Source organism: Acidovorax sp. GW458-11-26-14-TSB4 (assembly GCF_059423865.1).
This window is the reverse complement of record NZ_JBWKYR010000012.1, coordinates 101,711-118,997: the sequence shown is the minus strand read 5'-3', so window position 1 is coordinate 118,997 and position 17,287 is coordinate 101,711. Positions and strand designations below refer to the sequence as shown.

The 17,287-nt window shown below is 64.6% G+C and carries 16 protein-coding genes and 1 pseudogene; 10 read left to right on the top strand and 7 right to left on the bottom strand.

Annotated features, from left to right (window positions below):
• Positions 1-441: 441 nt before the first annotated feature.
• Both AC07X5_RS22280 and AC07X5_RS22275 read left to right on the top strand, forming a co-directional pair.
• Complete coding sequence (locus AC07X5_RS22280) at positions 442-2,814, top strand: FdhF/YdeP family oxidoreductase (RefSeq protein ID WP_494771921.1); 2,373 nt, start codon at positions 442-444, stop codon at positions 2,812-2,814.
• Positions 2,811-3,941: a catalase family protein gene (locus AC07X5_RS22275; RefSeq protein ID WP_494771873.1), complete on the top strand. Its 1,131-nt coding sequence runs from the start codon at positions 2,811-2,813 to the stop codon at positions 3,939-3,941. The genes AC07X5_RS22280 and AC07X5_RS22275 overlap by 4 nt, the downstream gene beginning before the upstream one ends.
• A gap of 8 nt (positions 3,942-3,949) precedes the next feature.
• Here the strand turns inward: AC07X5_RS22275 and AC07X5_RS22270 are convergent, their stop codons facing one another.
• Complete coding sequence (locus AC07X5_RS22270) at positions 3,950-4,834, bottom strand: c-type cytochrome (RefSeq protein WP_494771872.1); 885 nt, start codon at positions 4,832-4,834, stop codon at positions 3,950-3,952.
• 92 nt (positions 4,835-4,926) lie between these two features.
• Between AC07X5_RS22270 and AC07X5_RS22265 the strand changes: the two genes are divergently transcribed.
• The 4 genes from AC07X5_RS22265 (at position 4,927) to AC07X5_RS22250 (ending at position 9,489) form a co-directional block, all read left to right on the top strand.
• Positions 4,927-5,283 carry a c-type cytochrome gene (locus AC07X5_RS22265; protein WP_494771871.1) on the top strand — a complete coding sequence of 119 codons (357 nt, stop codon included), beginning with the start codon at positions 4,927-4,929 and terminating at the stop codon, positions 5,281-5,283.
• Between the two features lie 86 nt (positions 5,284-5,369).
• Positions 5,370-6,239 (top strand): cytochrome c oxidase subunit II, encoded by an 870-nt coding sequence (locus AC07X5_RS22260; RefSeq protein ID WP_494771870.1) that lies wholly within the window; start codon positions 5,370-5,372, stop codon positions 6,237-6,239.
• Between the two features lie 2 nt (positions 6,240-6,241).
• A complete protein-coding gene (locus AC07X5_RS22255; RefSeq protein ID WP_494771869.1) occupies positions 6,242-8,797 on the top strand; it encodes a cbb3-type cytochrome c oxidase subunit I in 2,556 nt (851 codons plus the stop codon).
• Positions 8,798-8,892: 95 nt separating this feature from the next.
• The gene (locus AC07X5_RS22250) at positions 8,893-9,489 is read left to right on the top strand and encodes an exopolysaccharide biosynthesis protein (protein WP_494771868.1); all 597 of its coding nucleotides are present in this window, start codon (positions 8,893-8,895) and stop codon (positions 9,487-9,489) included.
• Between the two features lie 25 nt (positions 9,490-9,514).
• Here the strand turns inward: AC07X5_RS22250 and AC07X5_RS22245 are convergent, their stop codons facing one another.
• Genes AC07X5_RS22245 through AC07X5_RS22235 form a run of 3 tightly spaced genes read right to left on the bottom strand, consistent with a single transcriptional unit; the run spans position 9,515 to position 11,921 of the window.
• Complete coding sequence (locus AC07X5_RS22245; RefSeq protein WP_494771867.1) at positions 9,515-10,138, bottom strand: SAM-dependent methyltransferase; 624 nt, start codon at positions 10,136-10,138, stop codon at positions 9,515-9,517.
• On the bottom strand, positions 10,135-10,935 hold the full coding sequence (locus tag AC07X5_RS22240; protein ID WP_494771866.1) for a PIG-L deacetylase family protein: 801 nt from the start codon (positions 10,933-10,935) through the stop codon (positions 10,135-10,137). The genes AC07X5_RS22245 and AC07X5_RS22240 overlap by 4 nt, the downstream gene beginning before the upstream one ends.
• Positions 10,923-11,921: an acyl-CoA dehydrogenase family protein gene (locus AC07X5_RS22235; protein WP_494771865.1), complete on the bottom strand. Its 999-nt coding sequence runs from the start codon at positions 11,919-11,921 to the stop codon at positions 10,923-10,925. The genes AC07X5_RS22240 and AC07X5_RS22235 overlap by 13 nt, the downstream gene beginning before the upstream one ends.
• Positions 11,922-12,227: 306 nt before the next feature.
• On the opposite strand from AC07X5_RS22235, the gene AC07X5_RS22230 reads away from it, so the two are divergent.
• Together AC07X5_RS22230 and AC07X5_RS22225 are read left to right on the top strand one after the other, a co-directional pair.
• Complete coding sequence (locus tag AC07X5_RS22230) at positions 12,228-12,476, top strand: hypothetical protein (RefSeq protein WP_494771864.1); 249 nt, start codon at positions 12,228-12,230, stop codon at positions 12,474-12,476.
• Positions 12,473-13,150, top strand: coding sequence for a glycosyltransferase family 2 protein (locus tag AC07X5_RS22225; protein WP_494771863.1), 678 nt, complete (start codon positions 12,473-12,475; stop codon positions 13,148-13,150). The genes AC07X5_RS22230 and AC07X5_RS22225 overlap by 4 nt, the downstream gene beginning before the upstream one ends.
• Before the next feature lie 191 nt (positions 13,151-13,341).
• Here the strand turns inward: AC07X5_RS22225 and AC07X5_RS22220 are convergent.
• Together AC07X5_RS22220 and AC07X5_RS22215 are read right to left on the bottom strand one after the other, a co-directional pair.
• Positions 13,342-13,564, bottom strand: a pseudogene (locus tag AC07X5_RS22220) (transposase); the annotation flags it as partial.
• 107 nt (positions 13,565-13,671) lie between these two features.
• A complete protein-coding gene (locus tag AC07X5_RS22215) occupies positions 13,672-14,067 on the bottom strand; it encodes a RidA family protein (protein ID WP_494771862.1) in 396 nt (131 codons plus the stop codon).
• Between the two features lie 591 nt (positions 14,068-14,658).
• Here AC07X5_RS22215 and AC07X5_RS22210 point away from each other — a divergent pair.
• Positions 14,659-15,444 carry a hypothetical protein gene (locus AC07X5_RS22210; protein WP_494771861.1) on the top strand — a complete coding sequence of 262 codons (786 nt, stop codon included), beginning with the start codon at positions 14,659-14,661 and terminating at the stop codon, positions 15,442-15,444.
• A 545-nt stretch (positions 15,445-15,989) separates the two neighbouring features.
• On the opposite strand, the gene AC07X5_RS22205 is transcribed toward AC07X5_RS22210, so the two are convergent.
• On the bottom strand, positions 15,990-16,460 hold the full coding sequence (locus AC07X5_RS22205; protein WP_494771860.1) for a hypothetical protein: 471 nt from the start codon (positions 16,458-16,460) through the stop codon (positions 15,990-15,992).
• Positions 16,461-16,662: 202 nt separating this feature from the next.
• On the opposite strand from AC07X5_RS22205, the gene AC07X5_RS22200 reads away from it, so the two are divergent.
• Positions 16,663-16,998 (top strand): hypothetical protein, encoded by a 336-nt coding sequence (locus AC07X5_RS22200; protein WP_494771859.1) that lies wholly within the window; start codon positions 16,663-16,665, stop codon positions 16,996-16,998.
• Positions 16,999-17,287: the final 289 nt, after the last annotated feature.

The window sequence follows — 17,287 nt, the reverse complement described above, 5'->3', positions numbered from 1 at the left end:
CTGGAGAAGGCCGTGGATTTGCCCAATTACACCCATCTCACCGTGTATCGTCGAGTGCAGGAGGCGCTGACCAACATCGCAAAGGATGCCGAAGCGACGCGAATTTTCGTGTCCATGCATACCCAGCCCAGGCGTGAAGGTTCCAGGGTTCGAGACAACGGAAAGGGCTTCGACACCGAAGCTGTTCGGCTTTCCTCCCACCGCCTGTTGGGCATGCGCCACCGGGTTCAGGCCGCCGGGGCAGGCTGGTCATTTCATCTCATGTGGGACGCGGTAGCCTGGTCTCTGCGGCGTTTCCCCTCCCGCCGAATACTTCTGGTCCACTGCTTGAAGCCGCGTAACTGCTCACGAGACCTGCGGGGAGTTCAGCGGCAGCTCTCCTACAGGCCGCAGGGTTCCTGGCCGACTTGGCTGCCGGGTTGCAACGCTGACAGTGGGCGGATGCATCCCAACACCGCCAGTCGCCCCTTCGACACGCCGGCTGAAGAGAAATTACCGGAGCCGCTACCTCCTTACGGACAACCCGCTGGTGGTTGGGGGTCGCTCAAGGCCGTGGCGGTCAGCGTGGTGCGTGAGGGCGCAACCCTGCGCACGGCCAATGCATTGCGGCAGCAGAACAAGCCGGGGGGCTTTGCCTGCGTAAGCTGCGCCTGGGCCAAGCCGGGCAAGCCGCATTTGGCCGAATTCTGCGAGAACGGCGCCAAGGCGACCGCCTGGGAATTAACGGAAAAGCGCGCGGATTCAGCGTTCTTCGCGCAGCACGCGGTGACCGACCTGCGCGGCTGGAGCGACCACGAAATTGAAGCCACTGGTCGCCTAGTGGAACCCATGCGCTACGATGAGGCAAGTGACCGATATGTGCCCACCGCATGGGATGAGGCGTTTGCCGCCATCGGTGCGGCATTGCAGGGCTTGCGCGATAAAGATCCGCAGGCCACTGTGTTCTATGCCTCCGGCCGTGCATCGCTGGAAACCAGTTACATGTACCAGTTGCTGGCACGGCTGTACGGCAACAACAACCTGCCCGACAGCTCCAACATGTGCCACGAGAGTACCTCGGTGGCGCTCCCTGAGACCATTGGCGTGCCCGTGGGCACGGTGCGGCTCGACGATTTCGAGCAGACCGACGCGATCTTCTTCTTCGGCCAGAACGTCGGCGTTAACAGCCCGCGCATGCTGCATCAGCTGCAGAAAGCCCGCCAGCGCGGCGTCCCCATCGTTACCTTCAACCCCATGAAGGAGGTGGGCCTGGTGCATTTCGCCAACCCGCAATCCCCACGCGAGATGCTGAGCACAGCCGAAACGGTGATCAGCACCCAGTACCTGCAGGTGCGCAATGGCGGCGACATCGCGGCCCTGACAGGCATGTGCAAGTGGTTGGTGGAGGCTGACGATGCAGTGCAGGGTATGGGAGGTGTGCGGGTACTGGACGCCGACTTTATCGCCTCGCACACCGAGGGCTTTGGCGCGTTTGCGGATGCCATGCGCGCTGCAAGCTGGAGCGACATCGAGCGTGAAAGTGGGCTTGCGCGCGCGGCGCTGGAGCAGGCGGCAAAGACGTATGCCGCCGCGCGCGCCGTGATCGGCATCTACGGCATGGGCCTGACCCAGCACCGCGAGGGCGTGGCAAACGTCCAGATGGTGAGCAACCTACTGCTGCTGCGCGGCAACATCGGCAAGCGTGGCGCCGGCATCTGCCCGGTCCGTGGGCACTCCAACGTGCAGGGCCAGCGCACCGTGGGCATCACTGAAAAGCCGGAACTCGCGCCCCTGGATCAACTGGCCGCGCTCTACCAATTCGAGCCTCCGCGCACCAAGGGGCTGGACACTGTGGGCACCTGCCAAGGAGTGATCGACGGCTCCGTGCATGCCTTCATCGGCCTGGGCGGCAATTTCCTGCGCGCAGCACCCGACACTGCACGGCTGGAAGCCGCGTGGTCGCGCCTGCAGCTCACCGTGCACATCGCCACGCGCCCCAACCATACCCACATGCTGCCAGGGCAGCAGGGCTGGCTGCTGCCCTGCCTGGGCCGCATCGAGGTGGATGAGCAGGCGTCGGGGCCGCAGACAGTGGCTGTGGAGGATTCGACGGGGTGCTTTCATGCGTCGCATGGCGTGGCCGAACCGGCAGCACGCACCTTGCGCTCCGAGGCTGCCATCGTCGCCGGCATTGCGCGCGCCACGCTGACGTCCAACCAGCATGTACCCTGGGACCGGTGGGTGGACGATTACGCAGTGGTGCGCGATGCCATAGAAGCCACCTGGCCTGCCGTGTTTGAAGGTTTCAACAAGCGCATACATGCGCCCGCCGGCATGCCCAGGCCCAACCCGGCGCGCGAGAGGGTGTGGAAGACGCCATCGGGCAAAGCCCGCTTTGTCGTCCCGCCCGCCATGGACAGCGAATATGCTGCAATGGGGCCCGATGTGCTGCGCCTGATGACGGTGCGCAGCGACGACCAGTTCAACACCACCGTCTACAGCCTGGACGACCGCTTTCGCAATGTGTGGGGCACGCGAATGGTCCTGCTCATGCACCCCGAGGACATGGTCGCGCGTGGCATTGCGCAAGGTGACGAACTGCTGGCCACCACCACGGGCCAAACCGATGGCCACAACCGGCAACTGGCCGGCCTGCGCGCGCTGGCTTACGACCTGCCCCGGGGATCGGTGGCGGGCTACTTCCCTGAATGCAATCCTCTGGTGCCTCTGGCGCACCATGCGAAGAAGAGCCATGTGCCTGCGGGCAAGTGCGTTCCCATACGGGTAGCGCGGCTCGCCCACAACTCCTTGGCTTTCACCACCCCATCGCCATGAATCCAGAGCTCGCCATTCCCCGCATTGTGCCCCTCACCTATACCCCTGAATGCGAGTTCCAGGAGGAGGACGAGGCGCAGACCTCGGCCGAACTGCTGGAGACCCTGCGCGGCATCCGCGAGAAGGTGGCTGCCGATGAAGGGCACGCGTTCCGCAGTGTGCATGCCAAGAGCCACGGTATTCTGCATGGGCGCATGGAGGTTCCGGCGTTGCCGCCTGTGCTCGCGCAGGGCCTGTTCGCCCGACCCGGCAGCTATCCCGTGGTGATGCGCTTGTCCAGCACGCCTGGCGACCTGCTGGACGATGCCGTGTCTACGCCGCGCGGCTTGGCCATCCAGGTCGGCGAGGTGCATGGCGTGCCGCTCGAGCCCGCCGATTGCTCGCGCTGCCAGGACTTCCTCATGGTCAACGGCCCCGTGTTCAGTGCGTCCACAGCGCGCAGGTTCCTCAAGAGCCTCAAGCTGCTGGCTGCCACCACCGACAAATCGCCCGCCGCCAAGGCACTTCTTTCGGCGGCCCTGCGGGGTCTGGAGGCCGTGGTTGAGAAGGCTGGTGGGGAAAGTGCCACGCTCAAGGCGTTGGGCGGCCACCCGGCCACGCACCCGCTCGGAGAACGCTATTTCACACAGGTGCCCATGCTGTTCGGCCCGTACATGGCCAAGTTCTCGCTGGTGCCGGTGTCCCCCGAATTGCAGGCGTTGCACGATGCACCTCTACAACTTTCGAACAGGCCGGAAGCACTGCGCGATGCAGTGGCGGCCCATTTCACCCAGGCTGGTGGCGCATGGGAGCTGCGCGCCCAACTTTGCGTGGACCTTGCGCGCATGCCTGTAGAAGACGCCTCGGTCGAATGGCCTGAGGAGCTGTCCCCCTTCATCACCGTGGCACGGATCAGCGCCCCGGCCCAGGCGTCGTGGAACGAAGCCACTTCACCAGCCGAAGAAAATGCCCTGGCATTCAGCCCGTGGCACGGTCTGGCCGAGCACCGGCCCCTGGGCTCGATCATGCGTGTGCGCCGGCGTGCCTACGCAGCCGGGGCGCAGTTCCGCCAGGCTTTCAATGCGGCGGTCGCTGACCCTGAAGCAGCCCAGAAATTCGGCGTGGCACCTGCAGCGTCGTTGCCATGAACCTGGCTTCACTTGAGGTCTGCAAGGTAGGCGGCGATGTGCCGCGCGTCAGCAGGGCTAACGTCCATCGCAGGCATCGCGGTGCCGGGCTTGACGGCTTGCGGTTCGCGCAGCCAGCGTTCCAGGTTCTCGGTGGTGTGCGGCAGCACTCCAGCAATGTTGGCACGACCCGCAAACCCTGCGAGCGACGGACCCACATGGGTCTCGGGCCCCGTGATGCCAGGGATCATGTGGCAGGCGTTGCAGGCGTGCTGGTACAGCGCCTGGCGCCCGAGCACCGGGTTGCCGGCGGCGGGCGGTGCCATGACCATGCGTGCCGCACCGCAGGCCCCGATGGTGCCTGCACGGCGCGCGCCGTCCACCTCTTCGAACGCGATGGCCTTGAAGGCAGCCACGTCCAGACCGGGCAAGCGTTCAAGAAAGGCCACGGTGGACCAGAGCTCCTCCTCGTCCAACCGATGCTCCCAGGCAGGCATGCCGCTCATGCGAATGCCGTGCCTGGTCAGCCAATACATCTCTTTCGTGCTCCAGCGTCGGGCCGCGTCCACCAGCGGGCCGGGCAGCGGCTGCATGCTCTTGCCGATGTCACCCTGCGCCGTTCCCGGACCGCCATGGCATTGAAGGCACTGGTCGCGGTAGCAGCCTGCGCCGCGCAGCACCATGGTCTCGGTGAACTCGGGTGGCTGCTCCACGTTGCGCGCGCGCAGGCGCACGGACTGGTGCATGGCGTTTTCGAGCAACTGGTACACCGGCTTCCAATGCTGCTCGCTGGCCGCCACGTTATACAGACCCAGGTACACGGTGGCCAAGCCCGCTACCGCCGCCAAGGCCGCCACACCCAGCAAAGTGGCGAACACAGCGGCGTAGACGGTGCGGGTCTTGTTCTGGGACATCGATTCATTATGTGGGCGATGCCACAGGGTTCCAGTGCCGTTGCACTTTGTTCCTTGCATCGCCAGTGGCCTTTGGGCCAAGGAAGTCTGCCGTGACAGCGTTTCAAGCCCTGGCGCTTGTAGGACTGGTGACTTTGCCAACGCTTGCGCTGGCCCAGGCCGGGGAAATGGGTGATGCCCGGCGCGGAGCATTGCTGATCGCTCAGTACCAGTGTGGTGCCTGCCACGTGATCCCCGGTATGGCCGCGGCGCGCGGCGCTGAGGGACCGCCGCTCACGTCCTTTGGCCTGCGCAGCTACATCGCCGGGCGGGTACCCAACCGTCCTGATCTGTTGGCCCGGTGGATTGCGCGGCCATCGGACCTGGTGCCGTCCGCCACCATGCCGGACATGGGCGTGCCTGCGCAAGATGCGCGCGACATGGCCGCTTGGCTCACGGGGCTGCGGTGATGGGTGTGCGCACAGAGGCCGGTTCCACCATTGCCGTGCTGTCGCCCGCAGGACCGGCCGCAGCCGCAATTGCCGAGGTCAGCTGGGTGCTGATCGGCGGCGCCGCATTGCTCTTCCTGGGCACCATGGCCTTGCTGGGATGGGCCTTGTTCAGAAAGAAGGTGTCGGAAGGCAGCGAGAGATCGATGCTGTGGTGGCTGGCCGGTGGCGGCTTGGTGTTGCCGCTGGTGGTGCTCACTGCCTTATTCTTTTACAGCCTTCACCGTGCGCCGCCCTGGAAGGCAAAACCGCCAGCTGATGCGCTGGTCATCTCCGTCACAGGCCGCATGTGGTGGTGGGAGATCCGCTACCGCGATCCCTCCACGGGCGCCACCATCGTCACGGCCAATGAATTGCGGCTTCCCGTGGGACGGCCTGTGTATCTGGGGCTGTCGAGCATCGAGGTCATCCACAGCCTGTGGATCCCTGAGCTGGGCGGCAAGATGGACATGGTGCCCGGCCGCGTGAACCATCCGCTGCTGCAGGCTTCAAGTGCTGGCGTGTTCCGCGGGCAATGCGCGGAGTTCTGCGGCGAGGCGCATGCACGCATGGCCTTGCATGCGGTGGCGATGGACTCAGCGGCGTTCGATACCTGGCTGGCGGGGCAGGAGAGTGCGGCCAAGGCGCCCGCATCCTCCATCGCGCGGGCAGGCCTGACTGTTTTCAAGGCGCAAAAATGTGCCGCGTGCCATACGGTGCGAGGCGTGGCAGCCGAGTCGAAGCTCGGCCCGGACTTGACGCACCTGGGCAGCCGCCTGCACCTGGCTGCGGGCACATTGAAGAACCAGCCGGAGCAGATGAAGGAGTGGCTCACGCAGGTTCACGCGGTCAAGCCGGGGGCGCGCATGCCTTCGTATGCACGCCTGCCGGAAGGCGATATCGATGCACTCGTGCATTGGCTGGGATCGCTGAAATGAGCATGTCGGCAGAACGCGGCGACCGCCACGATGGAGCAGCACCAGCGGCCCTCAGCCGTCTGCCGCGCCCCGCAGGCGAGCGCGAGGCCCTGGAAAAGGCCTGGGAGCCGCCGCCCGCCGGATGGCGTAGGCTTTCTGCCGTCAACAACACCCACATCGGCCTGTTCTATATCGCCACGGCCCTGCTGTTCTTCGTCCTGGCGGGCGTGCTCGGCCTCATCATGCGCGCCCAGCTCGCCGTGCCGCAGGCCAACTTGGTCTCGGCGGCCACATACAACCAGATCTTCACCATGCACGGCACAGTGATGATGTTCCTGTTCGCCGTGCCGGTGGTGGAGGCCATGGCCGTGTACCTGCTGCCCGGCATGCTGGGCGCGCGCGACATGCCTTTTCCGCGGCTGTCGGCCTATGGCTTCTGGGCGTACGCCATCGGCGGCATAGTGTTCTTCGGCACCATCTTCTTTGGTGCTTCGCCTGACGGCGGCTGGTTCATGTACCCGCCGCTCACGGGCAAAGAACACTCGCCCGGGGTGGGAGCCGACTGGTGGCTGCTGGGCATCGGGTTCATCGAGATATCGGCCATCGCCGGGGCCATCGAGATCATCATCGGCATCCTGTTCACGCGCGCGCCGGGCATGTCATTGATGCGCATGCCCATCTACGCCTGGGCCATGCTGGTCACGGCGCTGATGATCGTGTTCGCGTTCCCGGCCATCATCGCGGGCACGCTGCTGCTGGAGATGGAGCGGGCGTTCGACTGGCCCTTTTTCATCCCCTCGCGCGGGGGCGACCCGCTGCTGTGGCAGCACCTTTTCTGGTTCTTTGGCCACCCAGAGGTGTACATCATCTTCCTGCCGGCCGCGGGCATGGTGTCCATGATGGTGCCGGCGCTCGCGCGCACGCCCATCGTAGGCTACCGCTGGGTGGTGGCCGCGCTGCTGGGTGTGGGCATCCTGAGCTTTGCGCTGTGGGTGCACCACATGTTCACGGCCGGGCTGGGTTCGTTCACCATGCACTTGGTGTCGGCCGCGAGCTTTGCGGTCGCCGTGCCCAGCGCGGTGCAGGTGTTCGGCTGGATTGCCACCTTCTGGCGCGGGCGCGTCGAGGCGAACACGCCCACGCTGTTCCTCGTGGGCTTCCACGCCATCTTTGTGCTGGGCGGGCTCACGGGCATCATGGTGGCCGTGCTACCCTTCGACTGGCAGGTGCACGACACCTACTTCATCGTGGCCCACCTGCACTACGTGCTGATCGGGGGCATGGTTTTCCCTGTCTTTGCGGGGCTGTACTACTGGCTGCCGCTGGTCGCCCCGGGCCGGCGCCTGTCGGAGCGGCTCGGGCGCTGGGTGTTCGGCCTGATGTTCGGCGGCTTCAACCTGGCCTTCTTTCCCATGCACATCGCCGGGCTCATGGGCATGCCGCGGCGGGTATACACCTACGACGCCGGCCTGGGCTGGGAGTGGCCCAACCTGCTGTCCACGGCCGGCGCCTTCGTATTCGCGCTCGGCGTGGTGCTGTGCTTTGCCGATCTCATTCGCAGCTTCTGTGGCACCACCAAGGACAAACACGAGAATGTGTGGAACGCACCCACGCTGGAATGGGCCACTGGCGGTGAATACGGGCTGCGCAGCATCCCGCCGGTGTATTCGCGCGAGCCGCTGTGGCACCACCCCAGGCTACGCGAGGCCGCCGAGCAAGGAGCCTACTGGCTACCCCGCACGGTGTTCGGCGGGCGCGAGGCGCTGGTCACCAGCCCGATGTCGGCCATGCCGCGCCAGTTGTTGCTGCTGCCGGGTGATGGCTGGTCGCCCTTCATTGCGGCAGTCGGCACGGCGGGCTTCTTTCTGTTGCTCACGGTTTCGATGGTGTTGCCGGCGGTGCTGTGCGCGGTGGTCGCACTGGTGGCCATGGTGGTGTGGCTCTGGCAATCTGACCGGCCCACGGGCACGGCCCGGGCCGAGGTGGCCGAGGGCGTCTGGCTGCCCACGCAACTGGTGGGGCGCTATTCCCACTCCTGGTGGGCCGTAGTGGTGCTGATCTGCGTCGATGCGAGCGTGTTCGCATCGGCCAGTTTTGCCCACATCCATGTCTCCATGGCGGCGGACATCTGCCCGCCGGCCGGGGCGGCATTGCCTCGCGCTGCCTGGCCCGTGGCATCGGCCATGCTGCTCATCCTCGGCTCATTGCTTCTGTGGAGGGTGCAGCGCTCGTTTGCGGACGCGACAACCCAGGGAGGGCTGCGGGTGGCCACCGTGCTCGCCCTGGCCTGCGCCGGCGGTGCCATGGCGCTGCAGCTTGCGGGCCATGTGCAGGCTGGCCTGGATCCGCGCGCGGATGCCTGGAGCGCCACCGTGGCGGCACTGCTCGGCTGGCAGGCCCTGCATGTGGGCATCCTTGCCCTCATGGGCAGCTACCTGCTGGCACGCTCGCTCAGCGGCAGGCTGCAGCAGGGGGCCCGGGCCACGCTGGACAACACCGTGCTGTTCTGGCACTACGTGACGGCCCAGGCCATGGCGGGGGCACTGCTCGTGCAGGTACTGCCCCGGTTGATGGCGTGAGCCTCTCACCGAAGGACGCGGCTCTGTCCGGCACGCAGCGCAGAGGCGCGAACGCATGCTGGGGCATGAACCCTACTGCTGACAAACCGCTGCCCTTGACCGCTTCCACCACTCAGCAGCCCGACACCCTGGGCGAGATACTCGACGAATTCGAGGCTCTTGCCCAGTCCCATGGGCGGGTTGCTGTGGCCGAACTGGTGGACGCGGTCGGCCCGCGCAGCTATGGGCCCTTTCTTCTGGTTCCCGCGCTGTCGGAAATATCACCTCTTGGCGGTGTTCCGGGTGTCCCCACGGCGCTGGCCGCCGTGGTGGTGCTGTTTGCGCTGCAGATGCTCTGGGGACGCAAGCGACTGTGGATCCCTGCCTGGCTGGCACGACACGGTGTGCCTTCCGCCAAGATGAATCGCCTGGTGACCAGTACCCGCCCCATAGCCATCCGACTGGACCGTTGGTTCCATGGCCGGCTTAGGTGGCTGACTGCTGGCCTGTCGATTCGTTTGGCTGCCTTGGCATGCATTGCGCTGGCGTGCATGGTCCCGCCGCTGGAACTATTTCCTTTTGCCAGTTCGGTGCCCATGGCGGCCATCGCACTGATCGGGCTGGCCTTGCTGGTACGCGATGGGGTGTTGATGGTGGTCGCCTCGCTGCTGTCCTGCGGGGCCGCCTGGCTGGTGGTCAGCAGCCTACTCTGAGAATCCCCCGGACCGATAGCGGTGGTCAAGAGGCCGGCCGGCGACCTTCTCGCTGTGCCACGCTGAGCGGGGCTGCCGACCAGATATCCAGGCAGAAATCGGCGTCGCGCCACTGGGCCACACGTGGTACCTGCAGGTGCTGGTGCAGGAGCTCGTGCACCCGGGCACCGCCGAGGGGCGATCCGTCGAACGGGTGCAGCCAGTGGCAAGCGACGATGCCGGCCTGCGCGCCGGACGCCCGCAAGGTGTTCCTGCAGCAATGTGCCAGGTGTTCGATGGCCGCCTCGTCCAGGTAGTAGAGCAACTCGCTCAGCACGATGAGATCGAATGGCTCTGCGGGCCAACGCCGCGGCACCCAGCCGTGTTCCACCCGGGCATGAGCAAAGGGCACAAGCCGCCGTGCGGCGTACTCCTCGGCCCGCTGTGCGCCGTCCCAGGCCAGCAGCCGATCGCAGCGCTGCGCCAGGCGTTCCGACAGAAAGCCGCTCGCACAGCCGGGCTCGAAGATTGCACCGTAGCGGGCGCGGGGCAGGCTGGCCAGGAGCAGGTTGGCCTTGCGTTCCTCGTACCAGCTGCCCTCGAAGTGCCAGGGGTCCGGGCCGAGGGCGAACAGGGGGTCGAACAGGTCGTTGATTGCGGCGGTGGTCATGGGGTGTTGACGAAGAAGTACTCGGTGTCCCAGCCGGCGCGTTCGATGATGCCCGAGTCCAGCACGGCGGGCCGATGAGGCGGCCGCGGTGCCAGCTGAGAGCGGTGCGCGGCTAGGGCGTGCAGCTTGGTCGCCAGGGTGCCGCCTTCCATGCCCACGCCGGCCAGGCGTGTCCAGTCCACCTGCGAGTCCCAGGGTTCCGCCCAGTGCCACATCCACACCGGCGCCTCCAGCAGTACCGCGCTATTGGTGCTGCAGACGTGGGCTGCGGCCCGGCCGCAGGCTTCGTGGTCGGGGTGTCCATCGCGCCGCCAGGTGGTTAGCACCACGTCGCCCGGGTGGACGAGCGCGGCGAGCTTGGCACGCAAGGTCTCGGCATGGCTCTGGACACCACCATCGGGCAGGCCCAGGCGCAGCAGGGCGCCTGACGGCACGCCCAGGCGTTGCAGGCCGGTGCCGCTCTCCTGCCGCCGCTGCCAGGCAAGCGCGGTGGCATCGTGCCCCGGGCTGCCGGCGTGGCTAGCCTCGCCATCGGTCACGGCGAGAACGAGGCATTCGCCCCCATGGAGGACGTGGGTGTGCAGAAGCGCGCCGCAGGCAAGCACCTCGTCGTCGGGGTGGGGCGCCACCACCACCAAGCGTTGCCATTTGCCCACCAGTTCCGAGGCCGGGAAACGTGCGATGCCTTCCTCATGCAGCCAGGCCTGCCAGGCGTGCGCCGCCACGCGCGGAATACTGATAAAGCGGGTAGCCGCATCCAGTTCCTCGGCATTCGCCATATGGTTCACAGATCCCATGGGGACTCCTCCATCGTCAGGATGGCACGCGCCAGGGCCGCATCGTCGCGGTCGCCATGGCTTTGGCGAATGAAGACCGGCAGGTCCGCCGCTGCGCGCGCGAACCCCGCGTCGCGGCAGAACGGTGTTGCTCCCAGCGCGCGCCCGGTTTCTTCCAGCACCGCCTGGGCTGCAGCCTCGGCCGCCTGGCGCAGGCGCAGGGCCACGGCCTGGGCGTCTGCCTGCGGGTTCGCATCGATCCAGCCGGCGCTGCGCTGCAGCAGCGCCGCCAGGCCGGCGAGGCTGCGGTCCACCCGGCCCAGGGCTGCGGCCCGGTAGGGCCAAGCGGGGTGTGTCGGGTCGGCTGACCGCGTGGCCTCGAAAAGCGCGTCGGCCACCGCACAGGTGCCGCCGTACCAGCACGCGGCGATGCCCGCGCCTCCGTGCCAAAACCCGGGGCGGCGCAGGTAGTCGCCTGGCTTGCCCACCAGCGTTGCGGGTGTGCGGTCGAAGCACACGTCCGCGCTCAGCGTGTCCGCCATGCCCACCGCCTGCCATGGCCCGGTGTCCACTCGGATGCCAGGGTGCGACAGATCCACTGCCACCAGCTGGCTCTGCGCCTCCCCGGGCAGCCATACGGTCAGCAGGGCGTGGCTTACGCCCTGCGCCCCGGAGCACCATGCCTTGATGCCCGACAGCTCCGCGCTGTAGTCGCCACTGTTGAAAGGGGTTACCTGCACGCGCAGACCGGGCGCTTCGGCGGCCCACATGGCCCAGGTCTGGCCCGAGCGGGCGGCGTGTGAGCCAAGCTCGCCCAGGATAGCCAGCGCGTCGGTGTGGCCTTCGTACAGCTTGGCCAGCGCCAAGCTGTGCCGCGCCACCTCTGCCAGGGCCTGCCAGCGCGCCAGGGTGGCGCCCTCGCCCGGTGGTGGCAGTTGCCCAAGGCCCATGTCCACCAAGTGCCGCAATTTTTGCGCCGCGGGCAGAGCGGTGATCGCGGTGAGCACCTGGCAAAGCTGCTGCGCTGTTGGAAGCGGTGGGCGACCGGCGGGAGAAGGGAGGGGAAAAGGGGCGGTGCCGTGCATGATGGGTATCGCTGTGGGGCGGTGTCGTGCAAGCACTGTGGGCACGCGAGCCCGCAGAGCCTGTCGGCCGAGAGCGGGCAGCGTTGTGGGACTGTCGCCCCCACGCGCGCGCAGCCGGGCGGTCCTTCGCTGGTGCGCCATGGCATGACATCGGCTGGGGTGTCCATCCGACATTGGGGCGCAGGTGCAAAGCTTAGCTTTGGATCCACCCCACCCACGGAGGCTGTGATGGATTCCGAATCGACCCAGGCCTATCGCACCCGGCGCTTGTCCGGAGAGTTTCCGCAACCCGTCTCGCCGTGGGAAAGCCCGCGTCTGCTGTTGACAGAGCTGCTGGCGGCTATGGCATTCGCCGCCTGGCTGCTCGCGGGCGGCATGGCTCCCGTGGATGCCGTCAAGGTGGAAACGGGTTACCCGCAGGCGGTGGCGGCGCCCGCCACCACGGTCGCGGCCACCCCCGTGCAGGCCCATCCATGATCGCGGTCATCGTCCCTGCGCACAACGAAGAAGAGCACATGGCGCGGTGCCTGCAGTCCCTGGCGGTGGCCGCGGCCTGCCCCGCGCTGACGGGTGAGCCGGTGGTGGTGATCGTCGTGCTGGACGATTGCAGCGATGGCACGGGAGGCATCGCCCGCGGCTTTGCGCAGGTACGCTGCCTGGAGAGCCGGGCGCGCAATGTCGGCACGGCGCGAGCGGTCGGTGCCCAGGCCGCACTGGCCGCCGGCGCGCGCTGGCTGGCATTCACGGACGCCGACAGCGAAGTAGCGCCCGATTGGATCAGCCAGCAGCTGCGCCTGCACGCCGATGCGGTGTGCGGCACTGTGCAGGTGCGCGACTGGAGCGCGCACGGCGACGCGGTGCGCGCGCACTTCCAGGCTCTGTACCAAGACCGTGACGGGCACCGCCACATCCATGGTGCCAACCTCGGCGTCACGGCCCAGGCCTACCATGCTGCCGGCGGCTTCCCGCCGCTGGCCACAGGCGAGGATGTCGCCCTGGTGCAACGCCTGCAGGAACGAGGCCACTTGATCGCCTGGACAGCCGCCGCGCGCGTGACCACCAGTGCCCGCAAGCACTTCCGGGCGCCCGGCGGCTTCGGTGCCACGCTGATGCGATGGGACGGGGCCATGGTAGCCGTCCCTGCATCGTAAAAGTAGGAAGGCGCTCAAGGAACAACTGGATGGACGCGGCGCAATGGACTGCCTTCGCGGCTTCGGTGTTGGCCGCCTGGTTGGTGGGGTCCAACGACGCGCGGCGGCGCAACATGGGATTCTGGGTGCTGTTGTTCACTAATGTCCACACGCTCATTAAACTGCGTCCACTTTTCGTTGTCGACGGCACCCAGACCCGCAAAGGTCCCAAACATGGGAACATCATGAGAGGCCTCCTCAACCGCGGGCTCGCTCAGGGTGAAACACTACTGCATGAACCAGATGCACAGCATCGCCTCGAAGGAAAACTGTGGCCGTCCCCACTGGCATCTGGCAGTCCTGGGGTCAATAGACAGACAAGCTCACCCCAAGGAATCACGCGTTCCATCTCGCCAGGAACTCACGCTTGCGCGTGAGTTCGCTCCGCTACCCCATCCAAAGCTTGCATGCTTCATGCCGATGTGGATCAGTAGACGCGGCCGTTAGCGAGCAAGGGCGATCCACAGTTACGAAGCCCTTCCTTACAGAATTGCAACTGCTTGAATCTCTGCTTCAAGCTCAGGCAGGCCTAAGGCGGCTACCTGCACCAGAGTCTCCGCTGGCCGATGTCCTGCGAACTCGTGCGCCAAAACCTTAAGGTAGTTGCGGTGGTACCCGATATCCTTGACATATACCGTCAGGCTCGCGATGTGGCTGACGCTGCCGCCAGCTGCCTCAACTGCAGCGCGGAGATTTGAAAAAATCTGCCTTAGTTGGGCGTCAACATCACCGACTCCGACCAGCGATCCGTTGGGATCGATTGCCACTTGGCCTGCGATGAATGCAATGCCTCGCGGACTGCTCGCTTTCACCACCTGACTGAATAGATAGGGGGATGAGTCCCACAAACCTTCCGGTTGTATGCATTGGAGTGACATTGGTATTTCCTTTATAAATCTGTGTAACGAATGTCTGGTCTTGAACCAAAAATTGGCAGCTGCGATGCAGACAGAATGCCTTTCCACCGCTCACGTGGCGCACTTGGTGCCTTCGACTGAGACTCTTGACGCCTGGCTGACAGTAGTGAGACTTCGGCCAGTACCTAGTACCCTATGACTGAAGGCGTGCAGCTGCCAGTTTTTGATCGGACCGGTAAGAGACTGCGACTCTGAATAGAAGTAGCCGATCAGAATGTTGAAGAGACGGTGGCTTCGCGGAGAGATGGCTATCAAAATAGCTCACCCAGATATTCCTCTGTCAGGTAGATGCGAGTTTCTCGAAGTCGGAAAAGGGCTTGAGAGCGCAGTACTGGATGGATCCAAGCGCGCAGTACTCTCTGGTGGCGGCTTTGAGCATGGCGCAATGGTTTCCATCGGAACTGCGAAGAGAGGGCGTGTCTGGTCCAATTTGAGGCTGCGGGTGGACACCTTTGCGAAGTGGGCGCGCGGTGTTGGCGCGAAGTTCATTGATGAATCCATCGACCCGGATCAGGTACTACGAGGAACACTGAGCCCGAGCCAGTTGGACGAGTGCCCGCGATTCCCGCCATAGCGGCAGATTGGCCCAAGGAGATTCTTGAGCGACCGGAGTCAGGCTGCAGGTTCTGGGGTGTCAGTGTGGTTGGAGTACCTTCAACGAATGTCGACATCGAGCCACTGGCTCGTGAACTCGACGCCCCACTTCTGATTCGAGTGTTCTCGGATCAATGGGAGTGTGTTCTACGTCTTGAGTTGGTCTCAGACGAGGATAGTTTTGATTTCCGCTTCGTGCAGCAGCGAGGGGTTGTTCTCAAGATTGCCTTCGGTTCCAGGGAGCAACATCTTGTGGACTTCTTAAACGAACATCCTCCGACTATTTGGTTCGCAGACGGCTCTTCACTTGAAGGCTGCGAATTCACGCAACTTCCGCCAGAGACATTGCGACCATACAGTCCAGATCTACTCCAGGTCTTGAACTGGGCAGGCGTCAACATTCGTATTGAGTCGCAAGGCCCAGATCGTTTGCCCGGAACAATCCAGCATTACGTCATAGGGCTCCTTCAGCAGGAGCAGGCGTACGAAATAATTTTTGATGACGATGGGGCCGGCGAAGCAGCCGATATCGTGGCGATCAAGGTTGACCGAACCAGACCAGCTTTGCCGATCATTGAAGTCGAGTTTTACGACCTCAAGTATGCGGGAGGCGAACCGGGCGCGCGTATCGATGACCTGTATGTTGTCTGCGGACAAGCCCAGCGCAGTACCTCTTGGCTGATTTCCATGGGCGTCGTACGGGCCTCTTTACGCATTTGCTCAGTCGCAACGATCAACGGGTGAGCCGGGGTACATCGACGCGATTTGAGCGTGGCACAGAAGCCCAGCTCCTACAGATTCGCGATATGAGCCGGCAGGCGGAGGTCAAGCTCAAGATCTACATAGTGCAGCCAGGCGTTTCAAAGTCACGTGTTTCAAATGAGCAGTTGAGGCTATTGGCTGTGACCGAAAACTTCCTTAGCGACACATACGCAATTCCGTTTGCGATGATGTGCAGCACGTGATCGCGGATCGTCATGTCAGGCAGGATCACCCTTCCACGTTGCGGCAATTTTGGTTGTCGCAGAGGTCTTTCGCCACTCTAGAAGTACGCACTATTCCTTATTCATGATCCCCATGCGATCGGAGCGCAATACGTCCCTGGCGGTCAATAGGCCTGCGTACACCGCCATTGCTGAGCCCTCAAACCAACACTTCGCTATCAGGTCACCGACATGCGGCACCAGTAGCGCATGGTGATGGGCTCGCTAAGTCGCTACATGTAGCGGAACGTCTGCGCAGGCAAGTCAGTCCGCCACTCGCAGCCACCTGAACCTGCGTTCCCAGCTTCAGGTAAAGCACCCCGTCCGCGCCCATACGCCAGGGCTCCCTCTGGCCTGCCGCGCCAGTAGGCAGTGCCAAACGCGGCACCAGTCGCCATGCCTGCCCGCCCAGAGTGAGCGTGAACGCCCGTCGCTGCTGCCTGGCTGCACGGCCAGCGTCGAACCAGGCATCGCCGCGCTGAAAATGCCCTGTGCCTGAGCGGTGCTAAGCAGCGCAGGCAGCAGCAGTTGCTTGGGCCCAGTGCCTACCTGGAACACGATGCGGCCCTGTTCGTCTACCCCGATGCGGTGCGTGCCTGCACCTGTGCCGACACCCGCGCCCGTCCAGTCGGGCTTGAGCACATAGGTGGTGCCGTTAAAGCCCAGTTGCAGTACACCCTCGGCACCCAGCTTCAGCGTGGCACCTGGCAATGCCGTGGTCACAGCGCTGACCAGACCCGCCAGGTCCGCCACCTCAGGCGCAAATTGCACCACCACGCCGCCACGCACCAGCGAAGCAAGCCCAGGGGCGTGAAGGTCAGGCCATCGGGCTGCGTTGCATCCACGGTGATGGGTAGCATGGGCCCCGGCCAAACACAGACCTGCACTTGCGCGTCAACTCCAAGACGGTGCGGTGCGCATCGACAACAGACTCCTGTAGCGTCAGCTCAAGCCCTTGGCAATGGGGCGCAAGGCTTGGATGTTCGCAGTCATTGAACTGGCCGGACAACGCGCGGCTGTGATGATGAGCTTGGTGCAGTCGGCCCGCATGTGTCGCCGCGAGCGCTGTATCTATCTGCGCGATGTTCTCAAATCTTGCGGGCGCAGCTCAACAGCCGCATCGAGGACCTACAGCCGCATCCTTGGCAGCCCACTTAACACCGTAGCTTGGCTGCCACAAGATAAGGCGACTGGACGCTGCCAGTTCACGAGCGCCCAAACGCTACAGAAGATTTCGTTATTGGAATTGCTTCCCACTGAAAGCGCATACCCAGGTTCTGGCGTGATCCAGCGCCTCCTCTTCGGTGTCGAATGATTCAGCAGGGGAGACGAACTCCGTCTTGCCATCTGGCAGCTCCACGGAAGCGACAGACCACTTCGTTTGCCGCATGAGGAGCACCCAACAACTGTTGTACGCATCGCATCGAAGCCTGTGCTCAGTAGTGATGATTCTCATGCAATCGAAAATATCAGAAAGGGCGCGCCCTCGCTTGAACTGCTGCCAGATCGATATGATTTTCATTGCCATTTATTTCTTGACAACATTCTTGGAATCGGCCAGTCCATAGTGCTAGGATCTTACGTCTGATTCTCGGTAGTCTCTG